This is a genomic window from Pseudonocardia sp. HH130630-07, assembly GCF_001698125.1.
In the GTDB taxonomy this organism is placed as follows: Bacteria; Actinomycetota; Actinomycetes; order Mycobacteriales; family Pseudonocardiaceae; genus Pseudonocardia.
Map to the genome: position 1 here is coordinate 4,273,981 of NZ_CP013854.1, position 24,490 is coordinate 4,298,470.

Consider the following 24,490-nt stretch of genomic DNA (forward strand, 5'->3'; position numbering starts at 1 on the left):
AATGCTCACCACGTTGCGCCGCCAGACCGCGGTCGGCCTGCGCCTGCTGCTCGTCCTGACCGTGCTGTGCGGCATCACCTATCCGCTCGCGATCTGGGGGGTGTCCCGGATCCCGGGGCTGTCCACCGGGGCCGAGGGCTCGGTGCTGCCCGGTGGTGCCGGATCGGCGGTGATCGGGATCGACCCGGTCGCCGCCGACCCCGCCGCCGACCCGTACTTCCACACCCGGCCCGCCGCGAACACCGCCGAGGACGACGCGGTGCTCGGCCCGGCCGACACCTCCACCTCCGGCGGGTCGAACAAGGGCGGGTTCGACGACGAGCTGGTCGCGGCCGTGCAGCAGCGCCGGGACCTGATCGCGGCGCGCGAGGGCGTGCCGCCCGCCGAGGTCCCCGCCGACGCCGTCACCGCGTCGGCGTCCGGGCTCGACCCGGACATCAGCCCGGCCTACGCACGGCTGCAGGTCGCCCGCGTCGCGCGGGTGACCGGGCTGCCGGAGGCCGAGATCGGGCGGTTCGTCGCCGAGCACACCGCGGGCCGCACGCTGGGGATCCTCGGTGAGCCGCGGGTGAACGTCGGCGAGCTGAACCTGGCCGTGCGGACCGCGGGCGGGTGAGCGGCCCGGACGGGTCCGGCGGGTCCCCCGGTCCCGGCGGGCCCGCCGGGCACAATGGAGCGGTGGGGAGCCGCGGTGAGCTGCGCATCCACCTCGGAGCCGCACCCGGGGTCGGGAAGACGTTCGCCATGCTCGGCGAGGCGCACCGCAGGCTCGGCCGGGGGACCGACGTCGTGGCCGGGGTGGTCGAGACCCACGACCGGGAGCGGACGGCGGCCCTGCTGGCCGGGCTGGAGGTCGTGCCGCGGCGCCGGGTCGAGCACGGCGGGGTGGTGCTCGACGAGCTGGACCTCGACGCCGTGCTCGCGCGGGCGCCCGAGGTTGTCCTGGTCGACGAGCTGGCCCACACCAACGCCCCCGGCGGCCGGAACGCCAAGCGCTGGCAGGACGTCGAGGTGCTGCTCGACGCCGGGATCGACGTCATCTCGACGGTGAACGTGCAGCACCTGGAGTCCCTCGGCGACGTCGTCGCCCGGATCACCGGGGTCGCCCAGCGGGAGACGGTGCCGGACGAGGTCGTCCGGCGGGCCGGGCAGATCGAGATCGTCGACATCACCCCGGAGGCGCTGCGCCGGCGGCTCGCGCACGGCAACGTGTACCCGGCGGAGAAGGTCGACGCGGCGCTGGCGCACTACTTCCGGGTGCCGAACCTCATCGCGTTGCGCGAGCTGGCGCTGCTGTGGATCGCCGACGAGGTCGACGTCGCGCTGCAGCGCTACCGCGCCGACGAGCAGGTCACCGACGTGTGGGAGACCCGGGAGCGGGTCGTCGTCGCGCTGACCGGCGGGCCGGAGTCGGAGACGGTGCTGCGCCGGGCCGCCCGGATCGCGAAGCGGGCCGGGACCGCGGACCTGATCGCCGTGCATGTGCTGCGCGGCGACGGTCTCGTCGGTGGCCCGCTCGGGTCGGTGGACCGGATGCGCACCCTGGCCGAGGGCGTCGGCGCGAGCTTCCACACCGTCGTCGGCGACGGTGACGGCGGCGCCGTCACCCGGGCCCTGCTGGACTTCGCCCGCGGGGCGAACGCCACCCAGCTCGTGCTCGGCACGTCCCGACGTTCCCGGGTGGCCCGGCTGTTCGACCCCGGCATCGGGGCCCGGGTGCTGCAGGAGTCCGGGCCGATCGACATCCACATGGTCACCCACGACGAGGCGGGGCGGGTGCTGCGCCTGCCGTCGCTGCGCGGGGGGCTGTCGGCGGACCGGCAGACGGCGGGCTGGGCGGTCGCGGTGCTCGGCCCGGCGCTGGCGACGGCCACCGGGATCGGGCTCGCCGGGTTCGTCGACCTGTCCACCGACGTGGTGCTGTACTTCCTGGCCACCGTCGTCGCGGCGCTGGTCGGCGGCCTCGGCCCGGCCCTGCTCGCGGCGGTGCTCGGCGGGCTGCTGCTGACCTACTTCCTGTCCCCGCCGCTGTACTCCCTGGAGCTGGCCAGCCTCGGCAACGTCGTCACGGTGGCCGCGTTGCTGCTGGTCGGCGTGCTGGTGGCGCTGGTCGTCGACCGTGCGGCGCGGCGCGCGGAGCAGGCGGCGCGGGCCCGCGCGGAGGCGGCGCTGCTGGCCTCGTTCGCCCGGACCGTCCTGACCCGGACCGATCCGCTGCCGCGGCTGCTGGAGAAGGTCCGCGAGACGTGGGCGCTGGGGTCGGTCGCGCTGCTCGAACGCCGCGACGACCGGGGATGGGCCTGCGTCGCCTCCTCGGGTACGGCCGACGGCGCGACGTCCGGGGGACGGGCCGACCCTCGTGCGGGCGCCGGGACCGGGACCGGTGCGGGCGTCGACGTCGGAGCCGGTACCGGTGCCGAGCCGGACGTCGAGGTCGTCGTCGAGGACGGGCTGCGCCTGGTGGGCACCGGGCGCACGCTGCCCGCGGCGGACCGGCGGATGCTGGAGGTCGTGGGCGGACAGGCGTTGCTGGCGCTGCGCGGGCAGCGGGCGGAGGCCGGTGCGGCGGCCGCGGAGCGGCGGGCGGCGGTCAACGAGACCCGCGGCGCGCTGCTCTCCGCGGTCGGACACGACCTGCGCAGCCCGCTGACCTCGATCAAGGCAGCGGCCGGGAGCCTGCGCGACCCGCTGATCGCGCTGTCGGACGAGGACCGCGCCGAGCTGCTCGCGACCGTCGAGGAGTCCGCCGACCGGCTGACCGGGCTGGTGGACAACCTGCTGGACTCCTCCCGGCTCGCCGCGGGCGCGGTGGTCCCGCTGCTCGCCCCGACCGGGTACGACGAGGTGGTGGCCGTCGCACTGGCCGGGATCGAGGGCTCCGGCCGGGTCCGGGTGGAGATCGCCGAGGACGTCCCGGACGTCCTGGCCGACGCCGGCCTGCTGGAACGGGTGGTCGCGAACGTGATCGACAACGCGGTGCGGCACGGTACACCGGGTGGTGCGGGGAACGACACGGCCGCGGACCACCCGGCCGCGGTCCACTCTGGTGCCCATCGCTCGGCCGCCGATCGCCCGGCAGCGGGAGCGGGCGGTACCCGGGCGGCCCCGGTCGCGGTGCGGGCGAGCGCCTACGCGGACCGGGTGGAGCTGCGGGTCGTCGACCACGGCCCCGGCGTGCCGCGGGCGCAGTGGCCGGGGCTGTTCCGCCCGTTCCAGCGGCTCGGGGACCGGGACGCGACCAGCGGCCTCGGGCTCGGGCTGTCCGTGGCGACCGGGCTGACCGCGGTGATGGGCGGCGAGCTGAGCGCCGAGGACACACCGGGCGGCGGGCTGACCGTCGTCGTGTCGCTGCCCGCGGCGGGCGATCGGTGAGCGCGCAGGGCACCCGGGTGCTCGTCGTCGACGACGACCCGCAGATCCTGCGGGCGTTGCGGATCAACCTGACCGCGCACGGCTACACCGTGGTGGTCGCCGCCGACGGCTCCGCGGCGCTGCGGGCGGCCGCGGACCATCCGCCGGACGTCGTCGTCCTCGATCTGGGTCTGCCCGACCTCGACGGGGCCGAGGTCATCGAGGGTCTGCGTGGCTGGTCGGGTGTGCCGGTGATCGTGCTGTCCGCGCGCACCGACTCGGCCGACAAGGTCCGGGCGCTCGACGCGGGTGCCGACGACTACGTGACCAAGCCGTTCGGGATGGCGGAGCTGCTGGCCCGGCTGCGGGCGGCGGTGCGCAGGGCGGCGTCGACCGCCGTCGACGGGGAGGCGGTCGTCACGACCCCGGACTTCACGGTCGATCTCGCCGCGAAGACGGTGGCCCGGACCGACGGCGAGCAGGTGCACCTGACCCCGACCGAGTGGGGGATCCTGGAGCTGCTGGTACGGCACCGGGGCCGGCTCGTCGAGCAGAAGCGGGTGCTGCGCGAGGTGTGGGGCCCGCAGTACCGCACGGAGTCGCACTACCTGCGCGTCTATCTCGCGCAGCTGCGGCGCAAGCTGGAGCCGGTGCCGTCGCGGCCGCGCTACCTGATCACCGAGGCCGGGATGGGCTACCGGTTCGAGGGCTGATCCGCCCTGCTCAGCGCCCGAAGTTCTGGGTCCAGTAGCCGTCGGACAACCCGACGCCGATCGTGCTCAGCGAGCAGTCGAGGATGTTGCGCCGGTGCCCCGGCGAGTCCATCCACGCGGCCACGACGCTCGCCGCGTCCGGCTGGCCCTGGGCGATGTTCTCCGCGCCCGGGGAGTCGTAACCGCTGGCGGTCATGCGGTCGGCGAAGTCGCGGCCGTCCTGGCTGCTGTGGTCGAAGTAGCGGCCCTCCGCCATGTCCTCGCTGTGGCCCTGGGCCGCCGCGGTGATCCGGGCGTCGGCGCGCAGGGCGGGGCAGCCCGCCTGCCGCCGTTCGGCGTTGGTCAGCTCGACGACCTGGGCGGCGGCTGCGGACATGCCGGTGGTGGCGGCCGCGGGGGACGGCGCAGCACGGGCGGTGTCGCGTGCCGCCCCGGCGGTCTCGCGGGCGTCGCCGGCGGCCCGGCCGGCGGCGGCGCGGGCCTGCGCGGCGAGCGCGTCCGCGGCGTCGCGCTGCGCGTCCACCGCGTCCCGGGCGGACCGTGCGGGGGCGGCCGGATCGCCGGGGGCCTGCGCGAGCGCGGCGCGGGCGACGGCCGCCCCGTCGAGGGCCGGTGGTGCGTCCGGGCCGGGCCCGGTGGCGTCGGCCGTGGGGAGCGCGGTCGACGCGGCACCGGCGGTGCTGCTCACGGGGCCGGTCGTATCGACGGACCCGGTCGGTACCGGCAACAGCGGGGCGGTCATCGCCAGCACCGTGCCCGCGCCCAGTCCGCCGAGCACCGCGACGGGGGCGCGCGGTGTGTGTCGTCGGATCACGGTGCCGTAACGTAGCAGCACTGTGAGTAGCAACACGGAATCAGCCGTTCGGCTCATCGCATGGGTCCAAGGGGACGTACAGGGTGTCGGTTTCCGCTGGTGGACCCGATCCCGGGCGCTGGAGCTGGGTCTCCTCGGGCAGGCCAGGAACCTCGACGACGGCCGGGTCGCGGTGACCGCGGAGGGTGATCGCGCGGCGTGCGAGCAGTTGCTGGAGCTGTTGCGGGGCGGTGGGACGCCGGGCCGGGTGAGTGCGGTGTCGGAGCAGTGGGCCGAGGCGACCGGGGCGTTCGCCGGGTTCGTCGAGGCGTGAGCCACCGGCGATAACCCGGTCGACGCGGTGGCCGTCCTGACCGATCCTGCTCCGGCGCGCCACCGCCCCCGGCGGCCGCCGGACCGGAGGAGAGACGACGATGCCGCCCACCGGTGCCGATGCCGGTCGCGCGCCGGGCGCGTTCCGGCTGCTGCGCGGGAACCGGCCGTTGCGGGCGCTGTTCACCGCACGCGTCGTCTCCTACGCGGGGGACTCGATGAGTCTCGTCGCGCTGATGCTGCACGTCGCGGGGACGACCGGGCAGGGTCTGGCCGTCGCGCTGCTGTTGCTGGTGGGCGACTTCGTGCCGTCGTTGTTCGGTCCGCTGACCGGGGCCGTCAGCGACCGGTTCGACCGGCGCCGGGTCATGATCGTGTGCGAGTGCGCGCAGGGTGTGCTCGTCCTGGCGATCGCGCTGTCGCTGTCGTCGCTGACGATGCCGCTGCTGCTGGTGCTGGTCGCCCTGCGGTCGCTCGCGTCGCAGGTGTTCCAGCCGGCGTCGCGCTCGGCCGTCCCGGCGCTGGTGGGCGGGCGGGACCTGGAGACGGCCAACTCGACCATCGGGTTCGGCGCGAACGGGGCCGAGGCGTTCGGGCCCCTGCTGGCCGCGGCGCTGCTTCCGGTGCTGGGGATCCAGGGCGTGCTGCTGGTGGACGCCGCGTCGTTCCTGGCGTCGGCGGTCGTGCTGCTGGCCGTCGGCCCGATGCCGCCGGTGCGGGACCCGGACGCCGGTCCCGCATCGCTGCTCACCGAGGCGCGGGTCGGCCTCGGCTACATCCTGCGCACCTGCGCGGTGCGGATCGTCGCGACGGGCTTCTGCGCGGTGGTGCTGTTCAACGGCGTGGACGACGTGGCGCTGGTCCTGCTCGCGACCGACACCTTCCGGTCCGGGGACTCCTCGGTCGGGCTGCTGCTCGGCGCGGTCGGTGTCGGGCTGTTGCTCGGGTACGCGGTGCTGACCCGCCACGCCCACCTGCTGACGATGCCGGTGCTGCTGGTGGGCGGATTCCTGGTCAGCAGCGCCGGGAACGTCCTGACCGGTCTCGCGTGGTCGGTGGCGGCGGCGTTCACCGTGCAGGCGGTGCGGGGGCTGGGGCTCGCGGCGATGGACGTGGCGTCCTCGACGCTGCTGCAGCGGATGGTGCCGCCCGACATGCTCGGCCGGGTGTTCGGGAACTTCTACGGTGCGGTCGGTGTCGCGGCTGCGGCGTCCTACGTCGGGGGTGGCCTGCTGCTCGACGCCACCGACGCGCCGACCACGCTGATCGTCGCGGGCGGGGCGGGTGTGGTGTGCACGATGGTCGTGGCGGTGACGCTGCCCCGTGCGCTGCGCCGGCACACCGGCCCGGAGGCCGTGGACGGCTGAGCCGGTCCCGGTCCCGGCGTGCCTCCCGTGCGGAAGGCCCGCCCGATCCGATGCTCGGAGCGGGAGGCGGTGGTGATCCACCCGGTGCGGCGCGGGGCGGCGGCCGTCGACCGCGTTCCGCGGAACGCGGTTACCGGTGCGGCGGTGCTGTCGCCCAGGGTGCGCGGGTCTCGGATCCGCGCCGGGGTGTGATCGGCGTTGCCGAGCGTCCTGGCGGCCGCACCGCGCGGTGTCCCGCTGTGGTGTGCCGCTGTGCTGTGGCTCGCCGCGCTCTGTGTGCCGGGTACGCCACTCCGGGGCTGGACGCCGCTGCCGAGCGGGGGTGCGGGAGCCGGCCGGCCACCTCGGATCGGCGGTCGCCGCACCCGCTCCCGGGAGCGGCACCCCGGCCCGGCGTGCCGCGCCCCGCGCTACGGGTGCGCCACGCCGGAGGGGAGCGCGGCCGCCGCAGCAGGGTGCGACAGCCCGGGACGGACGCCGAGAGGGCACCGGGCCGCCGACGCACAGGCGACGTCCCGGACGAACAGCGCTCCGCTCGGCAGCGTCCGCACCGTCGACCGGTTCCCGCAGGCGATCCCGGCCCTCGCACGGAGCCGGACCCCGTGCGGGGACCCGGACGTGGTGCGACAACCCGGTCCCGGGGTGCGACGGCGCGGTGGATCCGGCGGTCGATCGCGTTCCGCGGAACGCGGCTATCGGGGCGGCTCCGTGCCTGTCACCCGCGCCGGGTCCCGGATGCGTGCCGGATCGTGGCCGGTGGCGCCGGGTCGTGCTGTGCTGCGGCGCCCCGTTGTGCCGAGACGCGCTGCTGTGCTGCGGCGCCCCGCTGTGCCGCGATGCCCTGCCGTGGTGTGGCGCGCCCGCACGTCCGGCCGGTTTCCGCACGGGATGCCGCACCCCGCACGAGGCCGGGCCCCGTGCGGGAGCGGGATTCCGGTGCGGGGACCCCGGGCCGATGCGTGGTTCGGCGTGTCCCGGGCGGGCTGGGCGGGTCTCAGACCTCGAACTCGCCGTCCCGGACGCCGAGGACGAAGGCGCGCCACTCGGCGGGGGTGAAGCGCAGGACGGGGCCGGTGCCCTGGTCCTTGGAGTCGCGCAGGGCGCGCCCGCCGTCGGGGAGGTCGGCCACCTCGACGCAGTTGCCACCGTTGCCGTTGCTGAGGCTGGACCTGCGCCAGACCAGGCCGGTCTCGTCGGTCATCGCTGTCTCCTCCGGTCCCGCGGGTGGCATCGGATCGTACCGAGCGCCGGCGCGCCCCGGAACGCGCGAAGGGCGACGGGACGGCTCGGAACGCGCGAAGGGCGACGGCGCGGCCCGCAACGCGCGAAAGGCGACGGCGCGGCCCGGGCAGGGGAGACCGCCTGGTCCGGAACCGCGAAGGGCGCCGCGGGACCGGGCCCGCGACGCCCCGTGGCCGTCGTCCGTGACGGGCTCAGATCTCGAACTCGCCGTCCCGGACACCGAGGACGAAGGCGCGCCACTCGCCGGGGGTGAAGCGCAGGACCGGACCGGTGCCCCGGTCCTTGGAGTCGCGCAGCGCGCGCCCGCCGTCGGGGAGGTCGGCGACCTCGACGCAGGCGCCGCCGTTCTCGTTGCTGAAGCTGGACTTTCGCCAGACCAGGTTCGTCTCGTCGCTCATCGCAGCTCACCCATCGTGTCGTCGATCATCTGCGCCGTGCCCGTAGGCGTGAGCGCGGCATCGCAGATTCTATCGAAGACCTGGGTGTACTCCGTGACCTGAGCATCGCGGTCCACGTAGTCGGCGCTCCACAGATCCTCCAGGTAGACGACCTGATGTCCGGTGGGCTCGGGCAGCGTCAGGATCTGGAACGCAGCGCCGAGAGCGGGATGTGGGCGAGCACTGAACGGGATGATCCGCAACGAGACGTTCGGCAGGTCGGCCACGGCGCGCAGGTGCTCCAACTGCTCGCGCTGCACCGACGGATCGAAACCGGCGAGCCGTCGGATCACGGCCTCGCCCATGACCATCCACAACCGAGGTGGAGTACCGGAGGTCAGCCTGGCTTGGCGCTCCTGTCGGATCGCCACCAGACGGTCGACCTCCGCGGGGTCGCGGGTCGGGTCACCGGCCTGAGTCAGAGCGCGGATGTAGGACTCGGTCTGGAGCAGCCCGGGCACGACCGAGGTCTCGTAGTCCCGGATCTCGCTCGCCTCCGCCTCGAAACCGACGAAGGCCCGCACCCAGTCCGGCACCCGGTGCGTCGACCGCTTCCGCGCCTCCTTCGCCACGTCGAGCAACCGCCGTGCGTCGTCCGAGTCGAGGGGGACGCCGTAGAGCATGAGCAGGCTCTTCACGTCGCCCAGCGAGATCGTCATCTTGCCGTTCTCGATCTTGGAGATCGTCGACGCGTCCCGGCCCAGGTCCTCCGCCGCGGCGTCCCGCAGCAGGCCGGTGCCCTCCCGGAGCCGCTTCAGCTCCCGCCCGAGCTGGAGTCGGCGGATCGTCGGTCCCTGTGCCATGACGGCATCCTGCCACGCGGCACCGACAGTTCCAGGACATCCGACAGGCCCGTTCCTAAGTCGCCCGTGCCGGTTGTAGTCTCATCTGTATGACTCATGCCACAACGTCGTTGCTGATCTTATCGGGCGGGACGGAGTGACCCCGCCGGGCGTCTCCGCCCTCGCGGTCGCGCTCGCCCCGGCGCCCGAGGTGTGGCGGAAGCTGCTGGCCACGCACGTCCGGGCGGGCGACGGCGGGTGCGCGGTCTGCCGCAGCCAGGTGTCCGGTGCGCAGTCGTGGCCGTGCTCGCTGCACCGCGCGGCCGTGGCGGCGCAGGAGATCGCCGGGGCCGACGCGGCGCGACGAGGCGTCCCGTCCGCGACCGAGCCGGGGCCCGGATGCTGAGGTGGTCGCGCCGGCGGACGTGCCGGCGCCCCCGGTCCCGCAGACGATCGCGATGACCAGCGGCGCCGACGGGCTGACCCACCGCGTCGCCGAGGTCGCGCTGGGCGAGGCGCTGCTCGCCGGGCGCGGCACCAGCCCGGCGCTGTGCGGGCACACGGTGCTGGTCACCTCGCTGGGCGCGGAACCGGGGCGGCCGTGCCCACGCTGCGCCGCACGGACGGCCGGGAGGCCCGGGTCCTAGGGTGTGTCTCCCAATGCGCGGAGCCAGGTGACGATTGCCTTCAGGACGGCGCCGCCGCGGAAGGTCAGGGCGAGCTTGTCGTAACGGGTGGCCAGCCCGCGCCACTGCTTGACGTGGCAGAACCCGCGCTCGACGACGTTGCGGTTTCGGTAGTCGACCGGATCGAATGCGGGCGGTCGGCCACCGCGTGAGCCGCGTCGTTTGCGGTGTCCCTGCTGGTCAGAGGGCTCCGGAATGACAGCGATGATCCGGCGCTCGCGCAGGTGCCGGCGGATCGCGCGTGAGGAGTAGGCCTTGTCCGCGCGCACGCGTTCAGGCCGGGTCCGGGGTCGTCCCGGGCCCGGTCGGGCGATGCTCAGGCGCGCCATCAGGTGCGGAAACATTGGCGAGTCGCCGCCCTGGCCGGGGCCGAGGAGGACCACCAGCGGGCGGCCGTGCCCGTCAACGAGCTGGTGGATCTTCGTCGACAGCCCTCCGCGGGACCGTCCCAGCGCGTGATCTGCTGGTTCGGCGAGCAGATTCGTGTAGTTCGATCCGGCCCCCTGTGTCGCGCTTGAGGGTCGCGGCGTGCTGGTGGGCACGGATGATCGTGGAGTCCACGCTGACCGCCCACCCGAGCACCTCGGCGGCGTCGGCCTCGACCAGAAGAGCAGCCAGGATGTGGTCCCAGGTGCCGTCGCCGCTGTAGCGGCGGTGCCGCTTCCACAACGTCTGCCACGGCCCGAACTCGGCTGGGACGTCGCGCCAGGGAAGCCCGCACCGATACCGGTAGATGATCCCCTCGATCACCCGGCGGTCATCGCGGAACGGGCACCCGCGACGACCCTCGGAGGAGGGCAACAGCGGCGCCAGACGGGCCCACTGGGCATCAGTCAGGACAGCGGTACGCGGCACCGATCAAGCATCGCGCACCCCGGTCCGCCTATCTGGGAGACACGCCCTAGGCGACTGCAGAGTCTGCAATCAGCGAGTACGGTGATTGCAGACCCTGCAATCACGTGGAACGGACCCGTCGCCATGCCCTCGCTCACCACCCCGGTCCCCGGGCTGCACGCCACCGGGACCGCACGACTGCCGTACCAGGACGACGTCCTGCTGCGCTCGTTCCTGCTCGAACGCCCCGCCGGCAACGTGCTGGTCCACAACTCCCCCGGCCTCACCACGGACGCCCACGCCATCGCCGATCTCGGCGGCGCTTCGCACCTGCTGGTCAACCACGAGCACGAGGCGATGTACGGCGACCCCGGCCTCGACGTGCCGGTGTTCGTCCACGAGCGGGACCGCGCCGCGACGGCCCGGTCCATGCTCGTCACCGGCACGTTCGGGGACCGCCGGATGCTCGACGACGACCTGGAGGTGATCCCCACCCCCGGCCACACCGCGGGCACCACCTGCTTCCTGTGGGACAGCGGCCTCCATCGCTTCCTGTTCACCGGCGACTTCGTCTGGATCTCCGACGGCGAGTGGCAGGCGGTGGTACTGGATCCGGCCCTGCGCGAGGACTACCTGGAGAGCCTGGCCCTGGTCCGCGACCTCGACTTCGACGTGCTGGTGCCCTGGGGCGTCAGCGAGCGGGACGCGTGCGTCGCCATGACGACCCGGGACGAGACCCGGGCCCGGATCGACGCGATGATCGCCCGGGTCGGGGCGGGCGAAGGGCGGTAGGCGGCCTCCCGCCACCGACACGGTGCCGGGTCGCCGACAGGGGTCGGGCGAACCGACGGACCGTCGTGGTCAGGACTTCCGATGCGGGCCGTCGACGGGGTTCTCCTCGTCCTCCCAGGTGAACCGGTAGTCGGTGTCGGTGCAGGCGCACGACTCGGCGTAGTAGTGGTCGTGCAGCGCGGCCGGGGTGCGCGGACCCGGCGTGGGGGTCCGGTGGAACGCGAGGTTCCACCGGTCCCGGTAGAGGGCCTGCCCGGCGAGGTACCAGTGGTGATCGGCGGCACGGGCACAGATGTCGTCGAGGAGCAGCCGATCGATCTGTTGCCAGTCGATGTCGAGGACGGCGGCGGTGTGCGCGCCGGTGAGGATCCGGGTGAGACGTCGGCGGTGCCGGGAGGGCCAGGCGAAGTTCCGGTAGGTGTAGATGCCGCCGATAAAGATCGGTACGAGCGCCATGACGGACCCGCAAATCGCCAGGACTATGGCACCAATAGCGATGATCATCGCGTCACCTGCTCGGATCGTGGAAGACGATCGGATACGTGCCGATCTTGATGTCACAGTATCGTCGGACGTGCTCCATTCCGTGCCACGAGGCCAGTTCCCGCGCCATCGGAGTGGACAGCGGCGTGAGAGTGAAGCGAAAGGGGAACGAGACATGCAGATCCTTGCCTCGCGTCGCCCCCCACGACGGTTTCTCCCTGCTGTTCTCGATGATGCGGGTCACCATACGCGCCTCGCGGATCAGGTCGAGGCGCCGACGGCCCGACTCCGTCCGACGACCGGAAACAATCATGGAGATACGCGAGGGAACCCCCAGAAGCATCACCAGGCCAATAATCCCCAGTAATCCAGCTATGACACACTGGACAACAATCAATGTCCAGTCCCATGCGATGTCGATCACTGCTTCTCCTGGATTGCCCCGTCGAGTGCGGACTGGATGTGCGAACGGCGGGCCGATCGTTCGGGATCATCGACGGCGAGGGTGTCGACGACGGCGGCCAGAATCGCGGCGTGCAGTGGGAGGTCGTCGACCATGGGTGTGGCGATCGTCAGACTGAGCACGACCTGACTGTTCGGGAGCGGAACATGGACGGCGGCCGCCCGTAACACAGCGCCGGAGGCGGCGTCCTCGGCCGGAATATCGGCGAGCACGAGGAAGCCGTCTCCGAGTGGGGTGCCGACCGGCTGGATATGTCCGTCAGGATGCTGTTCGCGCAGCATCCGCAGAGTGAAGGGCAGGTCCGGCCGAGTGGTCGAGATCAGCGGATGGGAGTCCACGATCAGCTGGGACAGCGTGGGGCGGGGCGCGCCGTCCTCGGTGTGGGCGAGCAGTACACCGGCGTAGAGCGCACCCGACTCCCGCATGAGCGCGGCCGCGTACGCGGCGACCGCGACGGCCTCGTCGACGAACTCCTCCGGGGCGGCCGTCAACCGGGACCGCAGCGCCCGTTCGTCCACCTCGGAGAAGTCCGAGGGGAGTGGCGTGATCTCCTTCGGAACCTGAAAAGTGATCACTTCGCGACTTTCCCTACGGATTCGGCAACCTGGTCACCCACCGTACCCCTGAGTACATTGAGGTGTTCTCAGTAGTGGTGGTCGTTCCGCTGCGACACGCCGAGGGAGTGGAGATGTCTAGGACATGGGGCAGGGCCCCGGTAGAGCAGTTGGTCGACCAAGATCAACGAACTCTCCGAGGCCCCGCATGTCCGATCCTGTCACCTACACCGCTGTCCTCCCGATCGGGGAGCACACCGTGGCCTACCTGGCTCGGCTTCTGGCCGCTCAACGCTGTCGCCGCGGTACCCGCCCCCGGCGGCGGGCGTTGACCCCGTTCGCCCAGGCAGTGCTGGTGATCCGCTGGTTCTGCGACGCCACCCGGGTCCGGCACCTGGCCCGCGACAACGCGATCAGTACCGCGACCACCTATCGCTACCTGCACGAAGGCATCGACGTCCTCGCCAGCGCCGCACCCGGGCTGCACGGTGCCCTGCTCGCCGCCCGCCTCGCCGGACACACCCACGTTCACCTGGACGGCACCCTGATCGCCACCGACCGCTGCCGCGCGCTCGGCCCCACCGCGGGGGTCGACCTGTGGTGGTCGGGTAAACACCACCGCCACGGCGGGAACGTCCAGGTCGTGTCCGCCCCGGATGGATGGCCGCTATGGACATCCCCGGGAAGACCCGGGCGCGAACACGACGTGACCTGTGCCCGAGCCCACCCCGGTCTGCTCGAAGACCTCGATCACTGGATCGATGATGACCACGCCGCGCTGGGCGATCTCGGCTACGAAGGTGAGGCCCACCGACTCACCGTGCCGATCAAACCCATCCCCGCCGGCGGCCGAACAGTCGATCAGCGCACCGTCAACAGCCTGCACTCAGCCACCCGAGCACTCGCCGAACGAGCAAACGCCCTGCTCAAGACCACCTTCGCAACGCTACAGCGAGTCACCCTCTGTCCCTGGCGCACCGGCGCGATCACCGCCGCCGCGCTCGTGTTACTCCACACCGAATACGACCGCACAACATGATCACCACGCTACTGAGAACACCTCATTGCCCACGACACCGACCGCACTGGCGCCATCCTGCGTTGCATCCGGAACCGTCCCCGGCGGCTGAAACATCTTCTCGATGGTGGGCTGCTGGGACGCGAGACTCAAACCATTCGGGACGATCCCGAAAATGGACTCGGGAACGCTTGGCGCCTCTATTACTGCATCGAGGACGTCGCCGCCCGCGTCCCGAAGCCCTCTTCCAAGTCCCTGCGCGCGCTGCAGGACAGATCCCTCCTTGACCACGTCGACGGCAGCCTTGACACTGCCATACATGTCCCCCATGGTCTTCACCCCTGGGACAATCCCAGCAATATCGGCCGCAAGTGTCCATCCATTGAATTCGCCTTTTTGGAGCATGCCCGCGGAATGCGCGGCAAGCGTGGCCAGCCCGAGTCCAAAAGCGACCGGACCCATGATGAACGTGAAGGGTGGGAACAGCGCCAACGCCCCTGCAACTGCGCCGGCCACCCCGAGTACGTCGCGGGCCTGTGCAAGGAACGGTGGTTCCGGCCCGACACGCCGGGCTCGGGTCCGGTGGGATGGGCACTGTGAGTGATGACATCGGACCTTGTGGGTTCAGCCAAGGATGAGACGGGTTCAGGGCGTCAGCTCTCGCCCGAGCAGGCCGCCGCGGCGGCGATGGTGGCCGACGCGCGAGCACGCGGCCTGGAGCTGACCGGCCCGGATGGGCTGTTGAAGCTGTTCACCAAGAACGTTCTGGAGACTGCGCTCGGGGAGGAGATGACCGAGCACCTCGGGCATGCAAAGAACCGGGCCGACCCGGACCGGGAATCGACGAACAACCGGAACGGTCACCGGTCGAAGACGGTGATCTCCGATGCTGTCGGGGAGGTCGAGATCGAGGTGCCGAGAGACCGCGACTCGACGTTCGAACCCCAGATCGTTCGGAAACGGCAACGGCGGTTGGGGGATGTCGATGAGATCGTGTTGTCGCTGTACGCGAAGGGTTTGACGACCGGGGAGATCTCGGCGCATTTCTCGGAGATCTACGGGGCGTCGGTGTCGAAGGAGACCGTCTCACGGATCACCGACTCGGTGATCGCCGAGATGCAGGAATGGGTGTCGCGGCCACTCGATGCGGTGTACGTCGCGGTCTTCGTGGACGCGATCATGGTGAAGGTCCGCGACGGGCAGGTCGCCAACCGGCCCGTCTACGCGGCGATCGGGGTCACCGTCGACGGCCGCAAGGACGTGCTGGGCCTGTGGGCCGGCTCCGGTGGTGAGGGCGCGAAGTTCTGGCTGGGGGTGCTGACCGACCTGCGTAACCGCGGCATGCGGGACGTGTTCTTCCTGGTCTGCGACGGGTTGAAAGGCCTGCCCGAGGTGGTGGAGAACGTGTGGCCACAGACCATCGTGCAGACATGCATCGTGCACTTGATCAGGATCTCGTTCCGGTTGACGTCGCGGCGTGACACCGATGCGATCAAGCGAGGGATTCGGGCGATCTACACGGCCCCCACCGCCGACGCCGCTCTCGCTGCTCTCGATGACCTCGACGAGAAATGGGGTCGCACTTATCCGGCGATGATCCGGTTGTGGCGCAACGCCTGGACCGAGTTCGTTCCGTTCCTCGACTACGATGCCGAGATCCGTGCCGTGTTGTGTTCGACGAACGCGAATCACTCAACGCCCGCTACCGCCGAGCGGTACGGGCGCGAGGGCATTTCCCCAGCGAGGCGGCCGCGTTGAAATGCCTGTACCTTGTGACCCGCAGCCTCGACCCGACCGGGCGAGGCCGCGCACGGTGGACGATCCGATGGAAGCCGGTGATCAACGCCTTCGCGATCACGTTCGGTGACCGCTGGCCGTCCGCCGAGCACTACTGACCAACAACGCCGGAACCACCGTTCCTGTTACAGACCCTGGGGGAACCGCAGACAGACCCGGTTGACCAGGTCGAGGTCGGGGTTGCGGGCGGCTTGACCGGCGGCGGTCTGTGCGGTGGCGAGTTGGTTGCGTAGTTCTAGCGCGGTGGCTTCGAGTTCGCGGGCGGTGCGTTGGGTGGTTTCGAGGAAGCCGTGCCAGGCGAGCAGGGTCTCGCCGCTGCGGGTGAGTGCGGTGGTGCGGGTGCCGAACGCTTGGGCGGCGTCGCCGGTCCAGAAGCGTTCGGGGGTGCGCAGCGGTTCGATGGTGGTGCGGGCCTCGTCGAGCGGGGCGCGGAGCGCGGTGAGTCCTTCGGCGAGGGAGCGGACCTGGGCGGGGTTCCCGGGTGCGGGGTCGAATCCCAGGCCGGGCCAGGTGGTCGGTGTGGTCACCGGTCACCGGCTGTGGGGGTGAACTGCCGGCGGAGTGCTTGTTCGGTCTCGGCGTAGTCCTGCTGGGTCGCGGCGAGGTGTCCGTCGAGGGAGGTGAGGCAGTCCTGCAGGTCGGTGAGGCCGTCGGTGCGGCGCTGTCGCAGGGACCGGACGGCGTCGGTGAGGGTGGTGGCTCCCAGGTCGGCGTCGGCGAGTGCGTCGAGGTCGGTCCGGGCCCGGGTGAGGTGCTCGCCGCCCCGGGTGAGCGCGGTCCGCAGGGTCTGCAGTCCTTCCGGCCCCACCGAGAAGTCGGTCATGGGGCGCAACGGTACGGAGCCGGGCCGGAGACCGGGCTCCTTCGGGACAACTCGTCGGCCCCGGGGCGCGCGGCCCACTCACGTCACCTGCCCGGCTCCGACGCCCACCCCGGACGAGCCGCTGGGAGACGAGACCGGATACGCACGACCGCGGTATACAACCGGGACGAGGCACCCGCCTCCAGTCGTGACGAACCGATCGTCCCCGAGTTCGCTCTACCGTCGACGAAATGCCCCTGAACAGCTAACTCTTGTCGCAGGCCGGTCCCGACCGACGTGTCGACGCATCACCGGGACACCCCGGGAGTCATCGTGACCGCCCTGTTCGGACCGCACTTCGTATGCTAACGTCCAAAATTGTATACGACACCTCACCCGGCGACGACGCCCGACCTGAAGGTGGCACCGTGCAGAAGTTGATCATCGAGGCTCGCGTCAACGAGTACGCGATGCGCGACGTGAACCCGCACGTCCCGTGGGAACCCGAGGAGATCGGGAAGGAGGCCGCCGCACTGGAGCGGGCCGGGGCGTCCGTCCTGCACTTCCACGCCCGCGGATCGGACGGCGCCCCGCGGCACGACGTCGGGGGCTACGCCGAGACGATCGCGGCCGTCCGCGCCGCCGGGGACCTTGCGGTTCCCCCGAGATCGTGGAGGGTTCTTATGCCGCGTCTCGGGTGAGGGCGGCGTTCTCGTAGTTGATCGGTGAGAGCCCGGCGGCGGCACTGTGTCGCCGCCGGTGGTTGTAGAAGCCGTAACACCAGTCGATGACCGCCGCCCGCGCCCTACTGATGGTGTCGAAGTCGTTGCGGGACAGCACTTCCCACTCCAGGCTGGAGAAGAACGCCTCCGCCGCGGCATTGTCGAAACACGACCCGACCCGGCCCATCGACTGACGGATGTCGAGCCGCCGACACAGAGCGGTGAACGCGCCCGCGGTGTAGGTCGACCCGCGGTCGGTGTGGAAGATCACCCCGGCGATTCGGTCCGCCCCGCCGCGGGCCGCCACCGCCATCCGGATCGCCGCACACGCCAGCTCGGCGTTCGGGTGCAGCCCCGTGGCCGCGCCGAGCAGCCGCCGCGAGTACAGGTCGATCACCGTGGCCAGATACAACTTCCCGGCCGCGGTGGGGATCTCGGTCATGTCCCCGACCCATCTGCGGTTCGGCTCGGCCGCAGTGAAACCCCGACGAAGCAGGTCCGGGAACTTCGGCGCCGTGCGGTCCTGGCGGGTCAGCCCGTTGTGCCGCTTGATCCGGCGGGCGACCAGGCCCTGGCGGCGCATCGAGTCCGCCACGGTCTTCTCCGACACCCGCCATCCGGCCTCACACAGGTCGGCGTGCAGACGGGGTGAGCCGTGTAGCCGCTGGGCGTCGTCGAACGCCACGGCCACGGCGGCGTCCAACGCGCAGCGGCGCTTCTCGGTCGCGGTGGCACCACCGTCGGAACGCGCGGCGCGGTCGAGCCACTTGTACAACCAGGAGATCGACACCCCCAACAGGGCGCAGGCCAGCGTGTGCGGCACCCGGTGGAAGGTCCTCTGGTCGGCGATGAAACGGGCCACGCTCACTTCGTCGCCTCCTTGACCCACAGGACCACGGATCGCTTGAGGACATCACGCTCCATCCGCAGCTCGGCGTTCTCCGCGCGCAGCCGCTTGAGCTCCTCGACGCCGCCGCGAGACAGGCCCTCGGTGTCCTCGCGGGCCTCTCGTGCACGGGCCACCCAGTTGCCCAGCGTGCCCTCGTTGACCCCCAGGTCACGGGCGACCTGGGCGATCGGCTTGCCCGTCTCCTCCACGACCCGGACCGCTCCGTCACGGAACTCCCGGTCGTAGCGCTTCCGTACCTCTGGCATCGCTACCCCTTATAGCTGATGCCTCCCCGATCATGGGGGAACCGCACCTCCTCGTCCACTGCACCCTGGGCCAGATCACCGTGGACGGCGACGAGGCCCGGCTGGCGCACATCGAGCACCTCGCCGGAGATCCCGCGCTGCGCCCCGAGTTCGCCTCGGTCGACGTCGGCAGCACGAACATCGACCGGTACATCGCCGAGGAACGCCGGTTCGCCACGACCGACCGGTCCTACGTCAACAGCACCGGGACCCTGATCCACTTCCTCACCCGGATGCGGGAGCTCGGCGTCCGGCCCGTGCTGGCCTGCTGGTCGATACCGTTCGTCCGGATGCTGGAGCCGTTCTTCCAGATGCAGCTGCTGGACGGGCCCGCCTACGTACTCCTCGTGCACACCGAGGCGCCGGTGCTCGGCGGGCACCCGGCGACGGCCGCCGGGCTGCGCGCCTACCTCGACACGCTCCCCCGGGACCGCCCGATCCAGTGGACGGTGAACGGCAAGCCGGCCAACATCCTCGCGACGGCGGCCGAGGCGATCCGGCTCGGCGGCCACGTCGCCATCGGGATCGGCGACTACCCGTATCCCGAGCTCGGCCTGCCGACCAACGCCGAGCTGGTGGCGCGGGTGGCCGACCTGGCACGGAGCCTCGGCCGCGAGGTGGCGACACCGGAGGAGGCCCGCGAGATGCTCGGGCTGCGCACGGGGAGGATCGGCGGATGACGCAGTCGATCACCGCGACGACGATCGCCCGGCTCCGGGACATGATCGTCCACGGCGAGTTCGCCCCGGGCGAGCACCTGGTGGAGAGCACCCTGGCCACCCGGCTGGGAGCGTCCCGGACGCCGGTCCGCGCCGCGCTCGCGGCCGCCCACCAGTCCGGACTGCTGGAGCACACGGCGCACCGCGGCTACGTCGTCCGGGCCTTCGACCTCGAGGAGTTCGTCGACGCCTACGAGGCACGCGGCCTGCTGGAGGGGGCGATCTGCCGCAAGGTCGCGGAGAACGGGCTCTCGGTGCAGGCCGAGACCCGGATGCGCGGCGCGATCGAGCGGGTCAACCAGCTGCTCGCCGCCAACGAGACGGTCGACGGCCTGGTGCGCGACCGCTGGCGCGACCTGAACGAGCAGTTCCACGGCGAGCTGCTCACCGAGCTGGGCGAGACCAGCCTCGTCCGGCTGCTGCGGAACCTGCGGGAGAGTGCACTGATCGCCCCGGTCGTCGCCACCTACGACCGGGAGCTGCTCGAGACCTACAACGCCCAGCACGAGCAGATCCTCGAATGCCTGATCCGCCGCCAGGGCCAGCGCGCCGAGTACCTCATGCGTGAACACGTCCTGCTCGCCGCGGAGCGGACGGCCGCCACGATCGAGGCCGACCAGCGGGCCTCGGGGTCCGGTCGGGCGGTGTCGTCGTGACGGCGCGATTGCTGCGGAGCTGGCTGTTCCTCCCCGCCGACAACGAGCGCTTCGCGGCCCGGGCACTGACCGGCGACGCCGACGCCGTCATCCTGGACCTGGAGGACGCGGTCGCCGACCGCAGCAAGGCCGCGGCGCGGGCCGGGGCGGCGCGCCACACCGGTGACGCCGGCAACGCCGCCCGCCACCTGTACGTGCGGATCAACGCCCTCGACACCCCGCACGCGCTCGCCGACGTCACCGCCGTCGTCGGCCCGGGGCTGGAGGGGATCGTGCTGCCGATGGCGGGCCGGGCCGCCGACGTCGAGATCCTCGACTGGCTGCTCACCCAGGCCGAGCACGCGGGCGGGCTGCCGGTCGGGCGGACCGCCGTCGTCCCGTTGGTCGAGTGCGCAGCCGGTGTCGTGCGGATGGGCGAGATCGCCCGGGCGAGCACCCGGATCAGGACGCTGGCCTACGGCTCCGGGGATCTCGCCGCGGACGTCGGCATGCCGTGGGAGGCGACCGGATCGGGCGACATCGGTGTCCGGTCGCTGCTGGCCCTGCACTGCCGCGACGCCGGGATCGGGCCGCCGCTGGACTCCGTCTCGATGGCGATCGACGACGAGGACGCGCTCCGGGCCGAGGCCCACCGGTCCCGGGACCTGGGCTTCGGCGGCAAGCTCTGCGTCCACCCCCGGCAGGTGGCGACGATCAACGAGACCTACCTGCCGAGCGCCGCCCGCGTCGAGTGGGCGCACCGGATCATCGCGGCGACCGACGAGGCCGAGGCCCGGGGGGCGGGCGCCGTCCGGCTCGACGGGCAGCTCATGGACATCGCGACCATCGAGTCCGCCCGCAGGATCCTCGACCTGGTGGCCGCCGCCCGCTGAGCGCGGCCCGATCCACCCTCCCCGCGGCGCACCCGCCCGCCGGGGCGGTTCCCCCTACCCATGTGCGGTTCGTCGGACTCGGAGGACAACTCATGCCAGGACTGCTGGACGGGTGCAAGGTCATCGACATGGCGTCGTTGTTCGCCGGTCCGTTCGCCGCGACGCTCCTCGGCGACCACGGCGCGGACGTCATCAAGATCGAGCACCCGCGGGGCGACGACCTGCGCGACTGGGGCCCCCGCCGCGACGGGCACCCGCTGTGGTGGAAGGTCGTCAGCCGGAACAAGCGGTGCGTCGCGGTGGACCTGCACGACCCGGACGGGCAGGACGTGATCCGCCGGCTCGTCGCCGAGGCCGACGTCCTGATCTCCAACTTCCGGCCCGGCCGGCTCGACGCCTGGGGCCTGGGCTGGGACGCGCTGCACGAGATCAACCCCCGGCTGGTGATGGCCGAGGTGACCGGCTTCGGGCAGAGCGGCCCGCACAGCTCGCTGGCCGGGTTCGGCACGCTCGCCGAGGCCATGAGCGGGTTCGCGGCGGTGACCGGGGAGGCAGGCGGGGCGCCGATGCTGCCGCCGTTCGGCCTGGCCGACGGGATCGCCGGCATGTGCACCGCCTTCGCCGTCAGCTCGGCCCTGCACTCCCGCACCACCAGCGGGGTCGGCGTGCACATCGACACGGCGCTCTACGAACCACTGATGTGGATCATCGGCAGTCACATCGTCGAGCACGACCAGCTCGGGATCGTCCAGGAGCGGATGGGCAACTCTGTCCCGCAGGTGGTGCCGCGCAACGCCTACCGGACCAGCGACGACCGCTGGATCGCCCTGTCCGGCGCGGCGCAGGCGGTCGCGGAGCGCCTGTTCCGGATCGTCGGCCGTCCCGAGGCGATCACCGATCCCCGGTTCGCCACCAACGCCGCGCGCATCGAGAACCGGGCCGAGGTCGACGAGATGATCGGCGGCTGGGTCGCCCGGCACACCCGCGACGACGTCGTCCGGATCCTGCGGGAGGCCGACGCCGCGGTCGCCCCGATCTACGACGCGACCGACATCGTCACCGATCCGCACTTCCGGTTCCGGGAGAGCGTGCTCTCCGTGCCCGACCCCGATCTCGGCCCGCTGGGCATGCAGGGGGTCGTCCCGAAGGTCGACGGACGCGCGGGGTCGGTCCGGTGGACCGGCTCCAGCGTCATCGGCTCGGACACCGCGGCGGTCCTGTCCGAGATCGGCATCGGCGCCGACCGTGCGCAGGAGCTGCACGCCCGCGGAGCCGTCCACTGCGGACAGGACGACTGACCCGGACGCGGTCGCGCGCGCGTCCACCCGGCTCTCCTCGGCAGTACTGCGACAAGGACGTCGATACCTTCCAGGAGGAAACATGCACGACGTACTCGTGCTCGCGAACACGGCGGTCGCCGTCGTCGGCGTGATCGTGCTCATCGTCTTCGCCCGGGTCAGCCCGGTGATCGCGCTCGCGGTCGCCGCGCTGTACGTGGGGCTCAGTTCCGGTCTCGGCTACGACGGGACGGTCGAGGCCGTCGTGACCGGGTTCGGCGACATCCTCGCCGAGGTCGGCCTGCTGATCGCGTTCGGCGTGCTCACCGGGACGCTGCTGCACCACGCGGGGGCCATCGACCGGCTGGTGGCCCTGCTGCTGCGGGCCTGTGGCCCCCGGGGCACCCCGTACGCGACGGCGCTGACGACCGGCACGGTCCTGCAGACGATCTTCACCGACGTCCTGGTGATCATCACGGCGCCGCTGGTCCGGCGGATCTCGCCGGAGATCGGCCGGGTGGGGCTGCCGAAGATGGCGAGCGCGCTGGCGATCGGGAGCGTCACCGGCGTCGTCCTGGTGGTGCCGGGCGCGGCCGGTGTCGCGATCGCGGGCGTGCTGGAGGTGCCGCTCGGGACGATGCTGGTCGTCGGGCTGGCCGTGGCCGTCCCGACGATCGTGGTCTCGACCTGGATCATGAACGTGCTGTTCGACCGCGGCTGGTGGGACCCGGCCCGGGACGAGCAGCCCGGACCCGACGACGACGGACCGGCGCCGGCGACCGGCGGCGACGGTGCCACCGGACCGGCCCCGGCCACCGGCGGCGGGCCGGGCCCGGCGGAGCAGGCGCTGACCGCTCCGGCCAGGACCGTCCCGGACGAGCGAACCGGACCGCCGCTGCTGGTGCTGTTCGGGCCGTTGACGCTCGGGCTGGTGCTCATCGCGGTGGGTGGCCTCGGCGAGATGGCCGGGTTCGACGACCCGGTGCTGGGTTTCCTGGGCAACCCGATCGTCGCGTTGCTGGTCGCGGCCCTGGGGACCACGGCCGTCGTCGCCCGCACCCACGGCCGCACCGTGGTCGAGGGCGCGTTCGAGCGGGGCCTGGAGGGCTGCGGGAAGGTGCTGGTGCTGACCGGGGTCGCCGGGGCGCTGGCGGGCGCGATCTCGGCGACCGGGCTCGGCGACGTGCTCGGGGGCTACCTCTCGGCGGGCACCGTCGCGCCACTCCTGGTGGTGTGGCTGATGGCCGCCGTCATCCACGTCCTGATCGGCACGGTGACGATCGCGGCGATCATGTCCGTCGGGGTGCTCGCCCCGGTGGCCGCGACGCTCGGCATCGACCCGGTCCTCATCGCGCTGGCGGCCGGGAGCGGTTCGATCTTCGGCTGCCACGTCACGAGCAACACGTTCTGGCAGTTCCAGGCGCTGCTCGGGCAGTCGGTGCGGGGCACGCTGAAGACGTTCACGGTGAGCATCTCCGTCGCCTCGGTGGTCTCGATCCTGCTGCTGCTCCCGCTGTCGCTGGTCTTCTAGGGTGTGTCTCCCAATGCGCGGAGCCAGGTGACGATTGCCTTCAGGACGGCGCCGCCGCGGAAGGTCAGGGCGAGCTTGTCGTAACGGGTGGCCAGCCCGCGCCACTGCTTGACGTGGCAGAACCCGCGCTCGACGACGTTGCGGTTTCGGTAGTCGACCGGATCGAATGCGGGCGGTCGGCCACCGCGTGAGCCGCGTCGTTTGCGGTGTCCCTGCTGGTCAGAGGGCTCCGGAATGACAGCGATGATCCGGCGCTCGCGCAGGTGCCGGCGGATCGCGCGTGAGGAGTAGGCCTTGTCCGCGCGCACGCGTTCGGGCCGGGTCCGGGGTCGTCCCGGGCCCGGTCGGGCGATGCTCAGGTGCGCCATCAGGTGCGGAAACATTGGCGAGTCGCCGCCCTGGCCGGGGCCGAGGAGGACCACCAGCGGGCGGCCGTGCCCGTCAACGAGCTGGTGGATCTTCGTCGACAGCCCTCCGCGGGACCGTCCCAGCGCGTGATCTGCTGGTTCGGCGAGCAGATTCGTGTAGTTCGATCCGGCCCCCTGTGTCGCGCTTGAGGGTCGCGGCGTGCTGGTGGGCACGGATGATCGTGGAGTCCACGCTGACCGCCCACCCGAGCACCTCGGCGGCGTCGGCCTCGATCAGAAGAGCAGCCAGGATGTGGTCCCAGGTGCCGTCGCCGCTGTAGCGGCGGTGCCGCTTCCACAACGTCTGCCACGGCCCGAACTCGGCTGGGACGTCGCGCCAGGGAAGCCCGCACCGATACCGGTAGATGATCCCCTCGAGCACCCGGCGGTCATCGCGGAACGGGCGCCCGCGACGACCCTCGGAGGAGGGCAACAGCGGCGCCAGACGGGCCCACTGGGCATCAGTCAGGACAGCGGTACGCGGCACCGATCAAGCATCGCGCACCCCGCTCCGCCTATCTGGGAGACACGCCCTAGACCGTATGGAGGCCGGCGCCTCCGCTCGTAAGTTGGCGCGGGTCGCCGTCGTTGGGTGACGGTGCCGCATTTACGGGGAGGCGCCGGTGTCGGGCGAGGGTACGTGGGTCGGGTTGGACGTCCATGCG

At 72.0% G+C, this 24,490-nt stretch carries 31 protein-coding genes and 1 pseudogene; 16 read left to right on the forward strand and 16 right to left on the reverse strand.

The genetic code is table 11. The features are described from left to right. The first annotated feature begins 1 nt into the window (after nucleotide 1). The 3 genes from AFB00_RS20200 to AFB00_RS20210 all read left to right on the forward strand — a co-directional run bounded on the left by AFB00_RS20200 (nucleotide 2) and on the right by AFB00_RS20210 (nucleotide 4,064). Complete coding sequence (locus AFB00_RS20200) at nucleotides 2–616, forward strand: potassium-transporting ATPase subunit C (RefSeq protein ID WP_068798505.1); 615 nt, start codon at nucleotides 2–4, stop codon at nucleotides 614–616. Between the two features lie 62 nt (nucleotides 617–678). After that, nucleotides 679–3,372 (forward strand): sensor histidine kinase, encoded by a 2,694-nt coding sequence (locus AFB00_RS20205; RefSeq protein ID WP_068798506.1) that lies wholly within the window; start codon nucleotides 679–681, stop codon nucleotides 3,370–3,372. Beyond that, nucleotides 3,369–4,064 carry a response regulator gene (locus AFB00_RS20210; RefSeq protein WP_068798507.1) on the forward strand — a complete coding sequence of 232 codons (696 nt, stop codon included), beginning with the start codon at nucleotides 3,369–3,371 and terminating at the stop codon, nucleotides 4,062–4,064. Before AFB00_RS20205 ends, AFB00_RS20210 begins: the two co-directional genes overlap by 4 nt. A gap of 10 nt (nucleotides 4,065–4,074) precedes the next feature. Here the strand turns inward: AFB00_RS20210 and AFB00_RS33485 are convergent, their stop codons facing one another. Continuing rightward, nucleotides 4,075–4,752, reverse strand: a complete 678-nt coding sequence (locus tag AFB00_RS33485) for a CAP domain-containing protein (RefSeq protein ID WP_231974000.1) — start codon at nucleotides 4,750–4,752, stop codon at nucleotides 4,075–4,077. Nucleotides 4,753–4,900: 148 nt separating this feature from the next. Between AFB00_RS33485 and AFB00_RS20220 the strand changes: the two genes are divergently transcribed. Together AFB00_RS20220 and AFB00_RS20225 are read left to right on the forward strand one after the other, a co-directional pair. Then, entirely contained in the window at nucleotides 4,901–5,191 is a 291-nt protein-coding gene (locus tag AFB00_RS20220) for an acylphosphatase (protein ID WP_068798509.1), read from the forward strand. 100 nt (nucleotides 5,192–5,291) lie between these two features. Continuing rightward, on the forward strand, nucleotides 5,292–6,557 hold the full coding sequence (locus tag AFB00_RS20225; protein WP_083275695.1) for an MFS transporter: 1,266 nt from the start codon (nucleotides 5,292–5,294) through the stop codon (nucleotides 6,555–6,557). A gap of 994 nt (nucleotides 6,558–7,551) precedes the next feature. On the opposite strand, the gene AFB00_RS20230 is transcribed toward AFB00_RS20225, so the two are convergent. From AFB00_RS20230 to AFB00_RS20240, 3 genes are all read right to left on the reverse strand, one after another. Further along, nucleotides 7,552–7,758 (reverse strand): DUF397 domain-containing protein, encoded by a 207-nt coding sequence (locus AFB00_RS20230; RefSeq protein ID WP_068798510.1) that lies wholly within the window; start codon nucleotides 7,756–7,758, stop codon nucleotides 7,552–7,554. A gap of 232 nt (nucleotides 7,759–7,990) precedes the next feature. Next, entirely contained in the window at nucleotides 7,991–8,197 is a 207-nt protein-coding gene (locus AFB00_RS20235; protein ID WP_068798511.1) for a DUF397 domain-containing protein, read from the reverse strand. Further along, complete coding sequence (locus AFB00_RS20240; RefSeq protein ID WP_068798512.1) at nucleotides 8,194–9,039, reverse strand: helix-turn-helix domain-containing protein; 846 nt, start codon at nucleotides 9,037–9,039, stop codon at nucleotides 8,194–8,196. Before AFB00_RS20240 ends, AFB00_RS20235 begins: the two co-directional genes overlap by 4 nt. A gap of 136 nt (nucleotides 9,040–9,175) precedes the next feature. Here AFB00_RS20240 and AFB00_RS20245 point away from each other — a divergent pair, with 136 nt between their 5' ends. After that, nucleotides 9,176–9,424, forward strand: coding sequence for a hypothetical protein (locus AFB00_RS20245; RefSeq protein WP_068798513.1), 249 nt, complete (start codon nucleotides 9,176–9,178; stop codon nucleotides 9,422–9,424). 1 nt (nucleotide 9,425) lies between these two features. Continuing rightward, nucleotides 9,426–9,665: a hypothetical protein gene (locus AFB00_RS20250; RefSeq protein WP_068798514.1), complete on the forward strand. Its 240-nt coding sequence runs from the start codon at nucleotides 9,426–9,428 to the stop codon at nucleotides 9,663–9,665. Here AFB00_RS20250 and AFB00_RS36375 read toward each other — a convergent pair. Both AFB00_RS36375 and AFB00_RS36380 read right to left on the reverse strand, forming a co-directional pair. Then, on the reverse strand, nucleotides 9,662–10,183 hold the full coding sequence (locus AFB00_RS36375) for an IS5 family transposase (protein WP_442965875.1): 522 nt from the start codon (nucleotides 10,181–10,183) through the stop codon (nucleotides 9,662–9,664). The two genes, AFB00_RS20250 and AFB00_RS36375, sit on opposite strands and share 4 nt — an antisense overlap. Beyond that, a complete protein-coding gene (locus AFB00_RS36380) occupies nucleotides 10,107–10,559 on the reverse strand; it encodes an IS5 family transposase (protein ID WP_442965819.1) in 453 nt (150 codons plus the stop codon). The genes AFB00_RS36375 and AFB00_RS36380 overlap by 77 nt, the downstream gene beginning before the upstream one ends. A gap of 123 nt (nucleotides 10,560–10,682) precedes the next feature. Between AFB00_RS36380 and AFB00_RS20265 the strand changes: the two genes are divergently transcribed. Continuing rightward, nucleotides 10,683–11,330, forward strand: coding sequence for an MBL fold metallo-hydrolase (locus tag AFB00_RS20265; protein ID WP_068798515.1), 648 nt, complete (start codon nucleotides 10,683–10,685; stop codon nucleotides 11,328–11,330). Between the two features lie 69 nt (nucleotides 11,331–11,399). On the opposite strand, the gene AFB00_RS20270 is transcribed toward AFB00_RS20265, so the two are convergent. From AFB00_RS20270 to AFB00_RS20280, 3 genes are read right to left on the reverse strand one after another with little or no spacing between them, the layout of a single operon-like run. Next, complete coding sequence (locus tag AFB00_RS20270; protein WP_068798516.1) at nucleotides 11,400–11,786, reverse strand: hypothetical protein; 387 nt, start codon at nucleotides 11,784–11,786, stop codon at nucleotides 11,400–11,402. A 52-nt stretch (nucleotides 11,787–11,838) separates the two neighbouring features. Beyond that, complete coding sequence (locus tag AFB00_RS20275; protein WP_068798517.1) at nucleotides 11,839–12,237, reverse strand: hypothetical protein; 399 nt, start codon at nucleotides 12,235–12,237, stop codon at nucleotides 11,839–11,841. Beyond that, the gene (locus AFB00_RS20280; RefSeq protein ID WP_068798518.1) at nucleotides 12,234–12,851 is read right to left on the reverse strand and encodes a hypothetical protein; all 618 of its coding nucleotides are present in this window, start codon (nucleotides 12,849–12,851) and stop codon (nucleotides 12,234–12,236) included. Before AFB00_RS20280 ends, AFB00_RS20275 begins: the two co-directional genes overlap by 4 nt. Before the next feature lie 187 nt (nucleotides 12,852–13,038). Between AFB00_RS20280 and AFB00_RS20285 the strand changes: the two genes are divergently transcribed. Next, nucleotides 13,039–13,869, forward strand: a complete 831-nt coding sequence (locus tag AFB00_RS20285; RefSeq protein ID WP_068796054.1) for an HARBI1 family protein — start codon at nucleotides 13,039–13,041, stop codon at nucleotides 13,867–13,869. On the opposite strand, the gene AFB00_RS33490 is transcribed toward AFB00_RS20285, so the two are convergent. Further along, on the reverse strand, nucleotides 13,870–14,364 hold the full coding sequence (locus tag AFB00_RS33490; RefSeq protein ID WP_156819657.1) for a hypothetical protein: 495 nt from the start codon (nucleotides 14,362–14,364) through the stop codon (nucleotides 13,870–13,872). Nucleotides 14,365–14,535: 171 nt separating this feature from the next. Here AFB00_RS33490 and AFB00_RS20295 point away from each other — a divergent pair. Then, nucleotides 14,536–15,743: pseudogene (locus AFB00_RS20295) on the forward strand (IS256 family transposase). 27 nt (nucleotides 15,744–15,770) lie between these two features. Here the strand turns inward: AFB00_RS20295 and AFB00_RS20300 are convergent. Next, complete coding sequence (locus tag AFB00_RS20300) at nucleotides 15,771–16,172, reverse strand: hypothetical protein (protein WP_068798520.1); 402 nt, start codon at nucleotides 16,170–16,172, stop codon at nucleotides 15,771–15,773. Next, a complete protein-coding gene (locus AFB00_RS20305; RefSeq protein ID WP_068798521.1) occupies nucleotides 16,169–16,468 on the reverse strand; it encodes a hypothetical protein in 300 nt (99 codons plus the stop codon). Before AFB00_RS20305 ends, AFB00_RS20300 begins: the two co-directional genes overlap by 4 nt. 407 nt (nucleotides 16,469–16,875) lie before the next feature. Between AFB00_RS20305 and AFB00_RS20310 the strand changes: the two genes are divergently transcribed. Beyond that, nucleotides 16,876–17,148, forward strand: coding sequence for a 3-keto-5-aminohexanoate cleavage protein (locus tag AFB00_RS20310; RefSeq protein ID WP_068798522.1), 273 nt, complete (start codon nucleotides 16,876–16,878; stop codon nucleotides 17,146–17,148). Here AFB00_RS20310 and AFB00_RS20315 read toward each other — a convergent pair. Beyond that, nucleotides 17,129–18,037, reverse strand: a complete 909-nt coding sequence (locus AFB00_RS20315; RefSeq protein WP_060710839.1) for an IS3 family transposase — start codon at nucleotides 18,035–18,037, stop codon at nucleotides 17,129–17,131. The two genes, AFB00_RS20310 and AFB00_RS20315, sit on opposite strands and share 20 nt — an antisense overlap. Beyond that, entirely contained in the window at nucleotides 18,034–18,324 is a 291-nt protein-coding gene (locus AFB00_RS20320) for a transposase (protein ID WP_060710840.1), read from the reverse strand. Before AFB00_RS20320 ends, AFB00_RS20315 begins: the two co-directional genes overlap by 4 nt. Before the next feature lie 32 nt (nucleotides 18,325–18,356). Here AFB00_RS20320 and AFB00_RS20325 point away from each other — a divergent pair, with 32 nt between their 5' ends. The 5 genes from AFB00_RS20325 (at nucleotide 18,357) to AFB00_RS20345 (ending at nucleotide 23,418) form a co-directional block, all read left to right on the forward strand. After that, nucleotides 18,357–19,043 carry a 3-keto-5-aminohexanoate cleavage protein gene (locus tag AFB00_RS20325; RefSeq protein WP_068798523.1) on the forward strand — a complete coding sequence of 229 codons (687 nt, stop codon included), beginning with the start codon at nucleotides 18,357–18,359 and terminating at the stop codon, nucleotides 19,041–19,043. Beyond that, nucleotides 19,040–19,738, forward strand: a complete 699-nt coding sequence (locus tag AFB00_RS20330; protein ID WP_068798524.1) for a GntR family transcriptional regulator — start codon at nucleotides 19,040–19,042, stop codon at nucleotides 19,736–19,738. Before AFB00_RS20325 ends, AFB00_RS20330 begins: the two co-directional genes overlap by 4 nt. Further along, entirely contained in the window at nucleotides 19,735–20,610 is an 876-nt protein-coding gene (locus AFB00_RS20335; protein ID WP_197519603.1) for an HpcH/HpaI aldolase/citrate lyase family protein, read from the forward strand. Before AFB00_RS20330 ends, AFB00_RS20335 begins: the two co-directional genes overlap by 4 nt. Nucleotides 20,611–20,702: 92 nt before the next feature. Next, nucleotides 20,703–21,908, forward strand: a complete 1,206-nt coding sequence (locus AFB00_RS20340) for a CaiB/BaiF CoA transferase family protein (RefSeq protein WP_068798525.1) — start codon at nucleotides 20,703–20,705, stop codon at nucleotides 21,906–21,908. 82 nt (nucleotides 21,909–21,990) lie between these two features. Continuing rightward, entirely contained in the window at nucleotides 21,991–23,418 is a 1,428-nt protein-coding gene (locus AFB00_RS20345; RefSeq protein ID WP_068798526.1) for a GntP family permease, read from the forward strand. On the opposite strand, the gene AFB00_RS36385 is transcribed toward AFB00_RS20345, so the two are convergent. Beyond that, nucleotides 23,415–23,936, reverse strand: coding sequence for an IS5 family transposase (locus AFB00_RS36385; RefSeq protein WP_414706231.1), 522 nt, complete (start codon nucleotides 23,934–23,936; stop codon nucleotides 23,415–23,417). The two genes, AFB00_RS20345 and AFB00_RS36385, sit on opposite strands and share 4 nt — an antisense overlap. Next, the gene (locus AFB00_RS36390; RefSeq protein WP_068796811.1) at nucleotides 23,860–24,312 is read right to left on the reverse strand and encodes an IS5 family transposase; all 453 of its coding nucleotides are present in this window, start codon (nucleotides 24,310–24,312) and stop codon (nucleotides 23,860–23,862) included. The genes AFB00_RS36385 and AFB00_RS36390 overlap by 77 nt, the downstream gene beginning before the upstream one ends. Nucleotides 24,313–24,490: the final 178 nt, after the last annotated feature.